This window comes from Thermostilla marina (assembly GCF_054657455.1).
Window position 1 is genome coordinate 1,367,143 of sequence record NZ_BAAHYR010000001.1, and the last position, 12,859, is coordinate 1,380,001.

The window sequence follows — 12,859 nt, forward strand, 5'->3', positions numbered from 1 at the left end:
GATGTACGTGAGATCGCAACGGCATTCGGCGAGTCGATGTTCCCGAAAGACGGCCGGGAACGATTCGATTCGCCGTTTTTTCGTCGATCGTGTGAAATCGTCGAAAACCGTGGAATCGGTGCTGATGACGACGGTTAGGCGATTGTGCCGAACGTTGACTTCGACCGGTGGTTCGGGCGGTGCGAACACGACTTGCACTTGGGCAACCCTGTTCGGGGGAAACGAAATCGTTGAAATCCGACGTCCGGGGGATTAGCATCGGGTCGGACCGCCGAGCAAAGCGTCTTGTCATTGCAAATCATGGAAGATCGGGGGGGCGTAGAAGACCGGTCGGTAGCGGTGAGCATGCAGAGTATGTTCGGCGCCGACGAAGCGGGGGCGTGCCTCGGGATCGCGTGTCGATTCGTTTCGGGCATGGAGAATTGCCATGAGATGCTTGTGCGCCTTCGTTGTGTCGTTGACGGTGGTTTGTTGCGCGGCGCGGGCCGACGATCTGAGTCGGGCGGTTCGTGACAGCGGTGTTCAAGGCGGCGTCGTCGTTCATTTGCATTGCGGCGACGGGGTAAACACCGCTTCGCTGCGAGTGGATGATCGCTTCTTGGTACACGGGCTCGACACCGACCGGACGAAAGTCGCTGCCGCCCGCGACTCGTTGCAGAAACAAGGTCTGTACGGGCCGGTGACCGTCGATTGGTTCGACGGGGTACATTTGCCCTATGCCGACGACATGGTCAACCTGATCGTGGCCGATTCGCTGGGTGACGTTTCCCGCGAGGAGGCGATGCGGGTATTGACGCCGTTGGGCGTGTTGATGGTCGGCGGGCGTAAGGTCGTCAAACCGTGGCCCGACGATATCGACGACTGGCCGCAATATTTGAACAACGCCGACAACAATGCCGTTGCCCGCGATCGAAAAGCGGGACCGCCGCGCCGGTTGCAATGGACCGACATGCCGGTTTGGTGTCGTTCGCATATGGGCGCACCGACGTTGGCAAGCGTGGTAACCGGCGGAGGACGTTTGTTTTCGATCGAAGATGCGGCACCTCCCGACAATCCCTTTCTGCCCGCACAGTTCCAAATCGTATGCCGCGATGCATTCAACGGAAAACGCCTGTGGACGCGGCCGATTCCCCGCTGGGAATCGATCACCATGTATATCAAGTGCCAGCCGGTGCAGCAGCAGCGTCGGATGGCCGTCGTCGGTGACGAGCTTTACGTCACGTTGGAATTGGAAGGACCGCTGTCGGTGCTGGATGCCGCAACCGGCCGGCTGTTGAAAACGTACGATGAGCCGAAGCCCGTCCAAGAAGTGGTCTACGCCGACGGCATCTTGTATCTCGACGTCGGTGAACGGTTTCCGAGTGCCGCGTACAACATCGTGAAGCTCAAGGGCAAGCCGTTCGTGCCCGGTGTGATTCCCGACGGACCGTTTTACGGCGCCGGTTTTCCCGATGGTTATGCACCGGAGATTCGCGACAAGGAAAAACCGGTCAGCCGGATCGTCGCTTTGGATCCCGCCGACGGCAAGCAGTTGTGGCAGACGGAACCGCTTGTCAAGTATACGGCTGCCTCGTTTTGTGTGCGGGACGGTCGGGCGGTTTACCAGACCTCCCAGGGGCTGTTTTGTGTCGATGCAAAGACCGGCGAGCCTCTCTGGAGCGTGCGCAAACCGATCGCGAACCCGGTCGGTCACGATTCGCTCACGCCGGGCACTTTACCCAATACGGTGTTGATCGCCGACGAAAAGGTGTTCTCCGTCGAAGGGAAGCCGGGAGCCGGTGTCGCTTCGTATGCCGACAACACGTTGCGGGTCTACTCGCTCGACGACGGAAAGCTCCTGTGGGAAGCCCCGGCTCGGAGCAACTACGAATCGTCTTCCGACGTCTTCTTCGTGGACGGCACGGTTTGGGTCGGTGGAGAGCATCCCACGCAATACGACGCCGACACCGGTAGGCTTCTCAAGCGAATCGTCCAAAAGATGACCGGGCCGATGGGCCACGATCGCTGTTATCGGAACTTCAGCACCGAACGCTATTTCGTCAACAGCAAAACCGGCGGTGCCGATTTCCTCGACCTCGAAACGGGCAACGAACTGCCCAACCATTGGACCCGCGGCGGATGCGGAACAGGTGTGTTGCCCGCCAACGGGCTCGTTTACTCCACACCGTTTTCCTGCCAGTGCAGCATGGGGGCGATGATTCAAGGCATGAACGCCTACGCCTCCTTGTCCGAGATTGAACGGTCGGATCAGCCGATTCCCGTCGTGCGCAAGCCGCGGCTGGAGAAGGGCCCGGCCTACGGGGATGTCGTCGAGGCAACCTCGGCGCGATCGGACGATTGGCCGACCTATCGGCACGACGGTTTCCGAAGCGGAATCACCGACGTCGAGCTCACAGCGGAGCTCGAGCCGCAATGGGCGACGAAACTGCCGTCCCGGCCGAGTGCGATCACCGTCGCCGCCGGTAAGGTGTTTGTCGCGAGCGTCGATACCGACACCCTGTTCGCTCTCGACGCCGCCGACGGTAGCATCCTGTGGCGTTTTACCGCCGGCGGACGTATCGATTCACCGCCCACGTACCATCGGGGTATGGTGTTGTTCGGCAGTCGCGACGGCTGGGTCTATAGCGTGCGGGCTGCCGACGGCAAATTGTGTTGGCGATTCAAAGATCTGCCCGACCGATTGATCGGCGCGTACAGCCGATTGGAATCGGCGTGGCCGGTGCCGGGAAGTGTGGTCGTCGTGAACGACACACTCTATTTTGCCGCAGGACGCAGCTCTTACCTCGATGGCGGAATTTTCCTGTATGCGTTGGATCCGGTCACCGGCGAACTACGCAACAGCCGGCAATACTACGGCCCCTTCGATTCCGAAACGGGTTTCCCCGTCGGCGGCGATGCCGGCTTCAAGAACGACGTGATGGTAACCGACGGTACGAAGCTCTATTTGCGACACAAGGCGTTCGATCTCGAATTGAACGAGACAGCCCCCGATCCGCACATCGTGCCCACCAGCAACTTCCTCGACGGGCAACCGCAGCATCGCACGGCGTGGTGCTTTGCCGGGGGAATCGTCAGGCGAAACGCCGGCGATATCCTGTTGGCCGACGGAAACGTGTGCTACGAAGTACTCGGGTTTCCGATTTACGCGAATCACTCGTACTTCGATCCTCGGGTGAACGGTTACTTGTTGCGGGCGTCGCAGACGGTAACGGCCTCGGGAAAAGGGACCGGCAGCCGTGCCGACGCGAACAAGGGAAACGCCGGTCGCGCAAAGGCGATCCGACAATTCCGATCGACCGTCTTGCCGCAAAGCAGCACCGTGTGGGAAGCGCACATCCCCATCACCGGCAAGGCGATGGCGGCGACACAGACGCTCATTTTCACGGCCGGTGAGCCGATGAAGTTCCGCGATCATTCGGCGGCGACGTATGCCGCCGCGTACGCGGGCGAGTTCGGCAGCCGGTTGATCGCCGTGTCGGCAGCCGACGGTAAGCCCGCCGGTGAGTATGCCTTCGATGCCGATGTTGTGTGGGACGGACTGGCGATCGCCGAAGGCCGTCTGTTCATCGCCCTGAAAGACGGCACGGTTCGCTGCCTCGGACCGCGGTAAACAGTCGGGCGGTCAGGGAAACGCCTCGGTTGTGCGAATGCTGGGGGGGGCGGTTTCAGCCTTGCGGCAGGTTCCGACCGCTTTTGTCTTTCGCGCGGTGTCGAAGAAACAGTTCGTGCAACTTGGCGACGATATCGGGATGCTCGGCCGCGACGTTTCGCGATTCCTTGGGATCGTCGGCCAGGTTGTACAGTTCCCACATTTCGACGGTCGGTTGTTTGCGTGTATAGCAAACGATCTTCCAATCGCCGGATCGTAACGCCCACTTGTCGGGCGGGGTACGATGCAGCAGGTAGATCGGCCGCTCCGGTAGCACGTCGGCCTTACCGAAAACGATCGGCGAGAGATCGACGCCGTCGAACCCGGGTTGGTCGCTCGGTGAGGGCAGTTCCGCGTCGGCGATCGAGGCGATCGTCGGAAGCCAATCGACGATGTGCACCGGGGTGTCGACCTCGCGAGGCGGAATTTTCCCCGGCCAATTGATGAAGCCGGGGACCCGGACGCCGCCTTCGTACACGTCACCCTTCACCCCGCGAAACGGGATCGGTTGGTTGAAATCGGTCAGCCTCAAATCGTCGGGATAGGCGTTGCCGTTCCATGAATGCTGGGGACCGTTGTCGGACGAGAAAAAGATGACCGTGTTCTCCCGTTGGCCGGTTTCGTCGAGAGCCCGGACGACCCGCCCGATCGCATCGTCGAGGTGATGGACGACCGCCAGCAGCAATCGGCGTTCGGGATCTTTTTCTTGCTGAATTTTTCCGGCCGGATCGTGGAACCAGGGAATGGCGTCTTCGTTCAGCCAGCGATCGGGATGTTCCGGATCACGTTGCGTGGGGGTATCGACGAACGGCCCTCGTTCGTCCAAAGGGGTATGCGGTGCGAAAAACGGCAGGTACAGGAAGAAGGGTTTGGCGTGTCGTTGTTTGATGATCCGCACGGCCTCGGCGGCAAGCAAATCGGTCACGTGCGTTCCGTTTTCGTAGCCGGGAATGATCTTCAGGTCGCGGTGCCAGGTGATTTCGAAGGGATTGCCCGGCCGGTAGCGATGATCGTAAGCGCCGACCGCCCCCGCCAAGGCTCCGTAGGAATGGTCGAAACCGTAGTGGTTCGGGCCGTACTCCAATGCCGAGCCCATGTGCCATTTACCGACCAGGTAGGTTTCGTATCCGCACGACTTCAACAGCGACGCGAGCGTGACCGTCCCGTAGGGAAAAACCGGGTCGTTCGTGGCTTGGAGGCCCGTGATGCCGAATCGGCCGGGAAAACGGCCGGTAAACAGCGCCACGCGCGTCGGTGTGCATTGCGGCATCACGTAATGCTGTCGAAATCGCACGCCTTCAGCCGCCAGACGATCGAGGTTTGGTGTATACACTTTTGGGTTGTGATAACCGATGTCGCCCCACCCCTGGTCGTCGCTCAGGATGACAAGGATGTTTGGGCGGTCTGCGGCGTTCGCGAGGCTCAGGGCGCCTGTGGTTGCCAAGAAGGCCGACACGAAACATATCCACTTCACGACACGACTCCTCGTCTGCGGCTTGGAAAAATCGCTGGGAATTCGACGGCACCGCGCGGGTGGTGTGCTCGATTGTGAATGCCCTTGTCGGCGATTGCAACGATTCGCTCGGTGTTCCGCGCAGACGGGAACGCGTCGAGGTGAAAAGGCGAGCGGTGCAGGAGAATCGGCCGAGATGCCGTGCTGACCCCCTAGGCAAGAAACACGAGCGGCCCGGCGCTTTGCCGGGCCGACGAAGTGCCCTGGAGAGGAGTCGAACCTCTATGGGGTTGCCCCCACATGGTCCTGAGCCATGCGCGTCTGCCAATTCCGCCACCAGGGCAATCAAGACATCGATCGGAAAGGCCCCCCGAAAGCCGGGATTACCTTCCCACGACACCTTCAATTATTTAACAAACCCGCGGCCGATTGCAACCCCGGGCACCGCGCCCGGCGTTCTCGTTTCCAGGGTGAGATAACCGCGGGAAAAGAGTTGCCCCCTCGACCGTCGGGCGGACGAAGGGGCTTTGCCGTACAGGATGCGGTTTTGCGAACCGAGGTTCGCTGGAATTAGGGCGACGCACCCATCGGCGTCCATCGGCTCCCCGATGCCGCCGACGTCGCCGGCCCATCGGTCGCGACGGCCTGATAACCGACCGGTTGCACTTGCCCGTCGGCGATCGACGGATTGCGGGCGGTCATCCGCCCCAACGTCGCCAAGGCCTCGGTATCTGCCGGAAGGTCCGGTGTATCTTCGACGTACACTTCGTTCAGGTCGACGTCGGTCACGTGTTTGGCCTGGGGATCGCCGTCGGGCATGGGGCTGGGCGAGGCTTCTTCACCGGTTGCATCGGATCGGGGAACCGGTTGCATGGGCACGTCTTCGGGCAGGAAGACGTCGTCGCCTGCTTCGGTCGGCTCGGCGCCCGTCGCCGCCCCGACATGCTGCGGATAGGTCCCCCGGCTGAAGACCGGCGGATTCGTGATGCCGTAGTCGAAGTAGTGGCCGGCGTCGCGAGCTTTCGCACGGCGGAGGGCGTCGAAGTAGGCCTTTTGCGGCCACGGCCCTTCGGTCAGGTAGACGCCGTTGTACTCAAGCAACGTGCCCTTGCGGTAATGCAACTGGCTGATCGCGAACATGTACTTCGTGATTGCCTGGAAGTACTCGATTTCGGCCTGGGCCCGGCGTTGTTGGGCATTCAACAGCAAGTCGAGCGTCGCCGTTCCCGCATCGTACATGGCGCTGACGGCCTTGACTTCGGCATACGCCGCCACGGCCCGGTTGTAGTTCGTTTCTGCGATCTTGTAGTACTCGTCGATCTCGCGCAGAACCCATGCGATTTGGTGCGAGATTTCGAGTTCTTGTTCTTGGAGGATGGCGCGTTCGCGGGCGAGCTTCAATTGGGCGTTGCGAACGGCGGCCATCTCTTTGCGGAAGCCAAGCGGGATCGTCAAATCCAAGCCCAACTGCCAGTTTTCGTACTTGCCCGAAGTGAGCGAGCCGTAGGCGTTGGAGGTCGCATTGCTCGAATCGAGCAGGTCGTCGCCGATACCTTCCCAACGGTACGAACCGAAGGCATCCAATCGCGGCAACAGGAAGTTTTTCGCCGCGACCAGTTCCAGTTCGGCTTTCTTGATGCGCCATTTTTCCTTCCGCAAAGCCGGATTGCGGACCATCGCCTCGGCGTGGACTTCGTGGAAGTCGAACTCGACGCGGGCACGGGAAGGTTCGTCGCTGGGGCGGATCAACCGACCGTCCGTCGCCGCCAGTCCCATCAGGTAGCGCAGGTTGTTTTCGGCTTTGTACAGGTTCGACAGGGCCTGCTCGACTGCGGCTCGAAAGGCCAAGTACTGTTCGCGGGCCTGGGCTTCCTCTTGGGCGCTGCCGCCGCGACCGCCGACCTCGTACTTCGCCCGTACTTGACGCCACGTCTGCAACGCGGCGTCCCGCGCGGTCAGGGCCGTATTCAGTTGTCGATAAGCCAAATACAGGGTCCAGTAGGCCTGTTCGACCTGGAGGAGTTGCGACGAGACCGACTGTTCGAACTCGGTCAATCGTTGGTCGCCTTCGATGCGGGCGAGCAGCACGCCGTTGTAGAAGCCGGGAATCGATTGCGGACCGGCGATGCGGTTGAAAGTCACGCCCGCCCCTTGCAGCAACGGTTGCCGGAACCCGGCTTGCAGATTTGTCGACCAGTCACTGGGCCATTGGCGACTGGCACCGGCGTTGTTCCATTCATAATCGACCGAGTGCGACAACGACCAGGTTCCACCGGTAGCGTATGTCTTCGACACGCTCGTCTGGAACGATCCCAGGTCTTGGCGAAATGCCGAGGGGCGGAAGAGGGTCACGAAGCCGGCCACGTTTTGGGGGATGTCGTTCTGTTGCCAGAACACCTGTGTGTTCCACGAGGCGTCGAATGCAGCGAGGACGCCTTCGACACCAAAACGAGGGTCACTCTCTTGAATCGCCGGATCGTACACCGAGCCCGCGCCGGCGGGGTTGAGCGTGATCGACGTCTCGGGGATGCGCGGGACACCCACATCGGGCTGGGCCAGGCTGCGGAAGACCTTGCTGTTTTCCAACGCGATGCGAACGGCCTCTTCCAACGAGAGGTCCCAGTACTCTTTGACCTCGTTGTTTTCGACCGTCAGCGGAGGCAATGCCTGATCGACCTCGGCGAGGGTTTCCGACTCGACATCGGGATAGTCGATCTCGGTTGCCTTGTCGACGTAATGGGAGAGGTCTCCGTCTTCATGGAGATAGAAGGGCATCTGCGGCCGGCATCCCAATAATGCCGTCGCCGCCAAGGCCACAATTCCCATCCAGTGCCGCCGATCGCGTTGCCACATCGTTCTCGACTCTCTCACGGGTACTTCGGTGGAGGGGTGTTTCTCGCGAATGTTCGGTTTCTCGGCGCAGGACACAATCCGAGAAATCCTTACCACCGGTATCGGCTGCGCAATCGTTAAACTTTGACAAAACGGCGCGCGCAGGTGTGCTTTTCGGGTGCCGGTTGTAAATTGGGAAGAATGAGAAGGCAGGGAGAGATGTTTACCGCTCGATCGTGTCGCGGTTGGGGCGCTCGGCCGCGTCGGGGATCACCCGAAGCCGAAATTCCACCGAAGGGGGCTCGGCCGAGGGCGTCGAATCGCGCGTTACATGCGCTTGCGGCAGGGTTTCGATGGGAAGCGGCAGATCGGTATCCGCTTCCGCCGTTTGAACGTTCGCGCGTTCCGGTGCGGCGGGAAGGGCGATCGCACTGAGATAATTGGAAAACGACTGTCGCGTTTCGTCACTGATGCCTTCCAGGCTGGTGGCCAAGCGGAGCATCGCCCCCGGTTTCTCACGGGCGGCTCGGTTCAGCCAGTTCAGGAAGCCGACCGTCTGGGTGTAGTTCGTTTCGGCCATTCCTGCCACCAGGGGGTATAGTGCTTTGGCGAGCAGGGCGACCCCCTTTCGTTCGACCTGCATGAAGACCTCGAGACGGCACATGACCAGCGATCGGCCTTCGGCATCGCGGATATAGCTGGAATTCAACAGCAGAAGCGTGCGGCCGCGGACAGGCTTCGGGAGCAAGGCGCCGTCATATGCCCCTTCGGTGTAAATAACGTGGAGACCGGGACTTCGGTACATGAAGCGGGCGACGGCCGTCGTCCCTTGGTGGTCGTTGATGTGAAAGACCGAGTCCTCGTCGACGGCTACTTCCAGTTGCGTGATGCCCAAAATTTGCCATACGGCCACGATGACGTCGGGGTGTTCCACCAAAAAGCGGTAGAATTCGGGGCTGCATTCGATCGTTCGGATCGGCATTTGGTGGTAGATCGTGACGTTCGACAAAACGGCCAACACATCGGCTCGATCGGTTTCATTCATCATCCGAAGCGGAAGACGATCGATCGCTTGCTGCGCGGCTTGTGCGGGCGAGATTCGGCCCGGGGTATCTTCCAACGCCACGACGGGGCCGGGAGGGGCATGCTGCGGTTGTTGTGCGAAACCGATCGTCGGCAAGAGCAGCCCATAGACAACCAGGAAGACCAGGGAGGTTGCGCAAAACGACGAGCCTGCGGTGCCTCGTGCAGTAGGTATCCGACCCGGAGGGATGAATAGATTGTGGGGGGGATGCCGAAACAAATGCACGTCTTGCGAACCCCCGATCGGTTGGGTTTCTATACCAATGGGGACGGACTGTCCACGCCGCACGTCGAACCGGTTCTTCCGGTAGTGTCAATTATTTCGGCGATCGAGCCCGTCGTGGGACAGAAAAAGGCGAGCGCGGCCGGCGATTGGGAAAACACCCTACCTACGCCTAGGGGGCAACCCGTGTTGCCCGCATGTCGAGAATTGCCCAGCTTGTCTTGAGGTTCTACCGACAAGTCGCCAGAATACCGCCCCGGTTTCCGTTCCGACCGGGTTTGTGAGGAACTTTTTGGCTTCACGCGGTAGTGCCGTCTCCGACATGGATCGCCGTCGACGACAAATCGAATCGAGACGCCCTCGCGGGGGGGAGGTTCGTCGGGTCGGCGCGGGAACATCCCGCCGACGAACGTGGCACGAATGGTTGGGGTGGCCGCACCTGCGCCGGGCGCTGGTCCGCACGGGCATTCTTTTGACGACGGCGGGGTGGATCCTCGTCGGGGCCTACGTGGGACGTTCTCTCCCGGATCGCTATTTCGCCGACCGATGGGAGTCGCAATTACCGACCGCTTCCGAGACCGAGGCCGTCTTGCTGTTGGAACGCCTCGATCGGTTGGGCGAGGAAGGCCTGCCGGCATTGGTCCGCGCAGCGGGGGATTCTCGCTGGCATGTTGCGTCGACCGCCCAACGACTGATCCGCAAGCGCCTTGAAGAAGCCAGGATACGCGGCGGCGAAGCGGCATCGGTTTTCGTCGTGCAGTTGGGCCGGGCGTTGCGGGAAGCCTATCCCCGATTTGCGCCCGAGCAACGACCGGCCGCCCGGCGGTTGGCCGAAGAATTGCTCGATTGGCCCGTCGATCGCCGATATGCCGATCCGGTCGGCTTGACGGCGGATTGTCGAGCCGTGCTGTTCGACATCGACGCGCAATTGGCGTTGCAGGCCGGCAGCGATCGTCTGGTGGCGGTGCCTCGCATCGTGGAACAGATGCGGCCCGTCGAGAAGTCGTTCACGGAGGAACGCCGCCTGACAACGGCCGAGATGCAATCGGCCGTGGCGAGCGAGCTCGGTGCCGAAACGCCGAACCCGCTGCCGGATCACGGTGAGAATCCTCTTCGTCCTCTGGAGCCGTCGGAACCGGCGGCCGCGCCGGTCCAGGTGCCTTCCGAAATCGCGCGAGTGCCGGGCGACTTGGCGCCGGACCGACTCGACAAACGTGAGCCGAGGATGTCGGTGTCGACACCGGTAGAACCGAAACGCCTGCCGACGACCGCCGCGAGCGAACCGCTCGACGGCGGCGAGCCGAAAACGGTCGGCGGTGCCGAATACGAGGGTGATCCCGATTCGCTGCGCTATTGGATGGAACGCCTGTCGTACGAAGATGCCGCGACGAGTCGGCTCGCTGAAGAGCAGTTGCGCGCGCGAGGCTTTCGGCCGGTCGAGATCGAAATCGCCCGACAGATGTATCATCCTTCGCCCCAAGTCCGAAAGGCATTGGTCCGCAAGCTGGTTGCGCCTCCGCCGGGAATCGACGCAACGACCGTGTTGCAGGAGTTGGCCCAGGATTCCGATCCGACCGTTCGGCGAGAGGCCTTGGTGTTGCTTGCGACCTCGCAAGATCCACGGCTCGTGCGGTTTGTCGTTCAAACGGCGCGGGGTGATTCCGATCCGGACGTCCGCCGGATCGCCGAACAGCTCGGCGAGACGAGAGGTAAACGGTATCGCTAACTGTTACTCCAAGAGTGCCGCCTTGAGCCGGCGCACGGCGGTCTCGGGATCGTCGGCTTGGGTCACCGCTCCCGAAACGGCGACCCGCCCCAAGCCGGCATTCAAGACTTCGCCGATGTTGTCGAACGTAATGCCGCCGATGGCGAACGCCGGGAGGCGGATTTCCCGGGCGACTTGGGCGACGAACGCGAGGCCGGGAAATTCGGCAAAACGCTTGGTGGTGGACGGAAAGGTCGGGCCCACACCGATGTAGTTGGCACCGTCGAGAACCGCTTGTCTCGCTTGCTCGATGTTGTGCGTGGAGACGCCGACCAACCGATCGGCGCCGACGATTTTTCTCGCTTCGCGAACCGGCAGTTCCTCTTGCCCCACGTGAACGCCGTCGGCTTCGACGGCGACGGCCAGATCGGGCCGATCGTTCATGATGAACAACGGGCCGCCGGGCGGTAGTTCTTCGCGCACGATGCGCCCGCGACGGAACAATTCGCGGTCGTCCAGCCGTTTTTCGCGGAGTTGAACGATGTCGGCACCTCCGTTACGGAGGGCGCGGACCAACCGGCGGAGATCCTCGTCGCTCGTGCCGGCATCGATCAGCACGTACAGGCGAGCCTGTACCAATCGCCGCACGGCACGCCGGGTATTGCAAACGGCCTGTTGAAGACTATAGCTGCGGTATCGCAAGGCCTCGAACGCCGCAGAGACTTCCGGCAGAAGCACTTTGCTCCATTCTTCCAGCGATCGCAATGCTTCGGCGGTTCGTGAAAAATTCGCCGCCAGGACGGCGTCGATCGATCCGCGTTCCCGCTCGGTGGCAAGGCTCAACGTGGTGCCCACGTCGCCGGAGGTATCGCGAAAAGCCAGTCGCTGCTCGGGGGCAAATCGGCTTGCCGCCGAGACGAAATCGTGCCGCCATGACTTGAGCCGTTCGGTCAAATGGCGATCGTCGAGGACGAAACGAACATAATCTTCGATCACCCGCACGCCCTCGATGCAACGATTGATCGAGGCATCGATCAGCCGGTAGATACCCGCCGTTTCGTGCGCGGATTCCGATATGAGGGTACGGTCCGGGGAAACGAAGGGAGCTTCCCGATCCGTCGTTCCGCCGGATAAAACGGGCGGCGAACGCGGCTCGACGCGATCGTTCGTATCGGAGGATTCCGGTGTTTTGGAATCTTTCGTCGGCGGCTTCGAGACGGGAGCAGTTTTTTGCAGGCGCGTTCCCGACGGTTCGGCGATATCACGGTCGCGGCCGGAATCGTCGTCGAAGTCGAGCGGCGCGCGGCTCACGCCGTAACGTTTCATGACGGTGTCGAGAATGACCGTCGGTTTCAAACCTCGGTCCCGCAGCCACTGGCCTACGTCGTGATCCGCGACGGCCAAGCCGAACAAGAGGTGTTCGGTCGAGAGGATCCGCGGCCAATCGCCCCAGTCGATTTCACTGTCGATCGCCAGGAAAGATTCCACCAGTTGCGGTGAACACGCGCACTGCGAGGCATCGGTTGCTGTGCGCGCAGGCGCGAGATCGGGCCACCGGCGGCGGACGCTCGCCTCGTCGATCCCCAACGAAGTCAGAATCATCGCGGCGCGGCATTCCGGTTCGGCCAGCAGCCCCAACAAGACGGCCTCGGGCGTAATGCCCGCCGGGTAGGTCGCCGAAACCCATTGCGACGCGATCATGACGGCACGCTTGGCGGCGGGCGTGAATTCGCGATCGATCGTCGTCATGGGAAAAGCCACCTCGATCCGGCCTTCGGCCACGCGTTCTCCAAGGTCGCCGAACCGGCCTCGGATACACGGATAACCGTTGCGATTTGCCTATTTCATCGCTTGGTTTCCTATTTTACAGTCGGGCGGCCGAGCGCTTCGAGTCCCCGTCCCGAAGTTTCCCCT

6 protein-coding genes and 1 tRNA gene are annotated in these 12,859 nt (G+C 61.6%); 2 read left to right on the plus strand and 5 right to left on the minus strand.

All coding sequences use genetic code 11. From position 1 onward, the window contains the following. The first annotated feature begins 427 nt into the window (after nt 1-427). A complete protein-coding gene (locus ACYQ2I_RS04920) occupies nt 428-3,610 on the plus strand; it encodes an outer membrane protein assembly factor BamB family protein (RefSeq protein WP_460165883.1) in 3,183 nt (1,060 codons plus the stop codon). Nucleotides 3,611-3,665: 55 nt separating this feature from the next. On the opposite strand, the gene ACYQ2I_RS04925 is transcribed toward ACYQ2I_RS04920, so the two are convergent. From ACYQ2I_RS04925 to ACYQ2I_RS04940, 4 genes are all read right to left on the minus strand, one after another. Beyond that, entirely contained in the window at nt 3,666-5,123 is a 1,458-nt protein-coding gene (locus ACYQ2I_RS04925) for a sulfatase family protein (protein ID WP_460165884.1), read from the minus strand. 238 nt (nt 5,124-5,361) lie between these two features. Continuing rightward, nucleotides 5,362-5,445: transfer RNA gene (locus ACYQ2I_RS04930), tRNA-Leu, on the minus strand. Nucleotides 5,446-5,672: 227 nt separating this feature from the next. Further along, nucleotides 5,673-7,955, minus strand: coding sequence for a TolC family protein (locus ACYQ2I_RS04935; protein ID WP_460165885.1), 2,283 nt, complete (start codon nt 7,953-7,955; stop codon nt 5,673-5,675). A gap of 202 nt (nt 7,956-8,157) precedes the next feature. Then, nucleotides 8,158-9,114 carry a hypothetical protein gene (locus tag ACYQ2I_RS04940; RefSeq protein WP_460165886.1) on the minus strand — a complete coding sequence of 319 codons (957 nt, stop codon included), beginning with the start codon at nt 9,112-9,114 and terminating at the stop codon, nt 8,158-8,160. A gap of 550 nt (nt 9,115-9,664) precedes the next feature. Here ACYQ2I_RS04940 and ACYQ2I_RS04945 point away from each other — a divergent pair. After that, complete coding sequence (locus ACYQ2I_RS04945; RefSeq protein WP_460165887.1) at nt 9,665-10,966, plus strand: HEAT repeat domain-containing protein; 1,302 nt, start codon at nt 9,665-9,667, stop codon at nt 10,964-10,966. 3 nt (nt 10,967-10,969) lie between these two features. On the opposite strand, the gene ACYQ2I_RS04950 is transcribed toward ACYQ2I_RS04945, so the two are convergent. After that, nucleotides 10,970-12,694: a thiamine phosphate synthase gene (locus ACYQ2I_RS04950; protein ID WP_460165888.1), complete on the minus strand. Its 1,725-nt coding sequence runs from the start codon at nt 12,692-12,694 to the stop codon at nt 10,970-10,972. Nucleotides 12,695-12,859 lie beyond the last annotated feature (165 nt).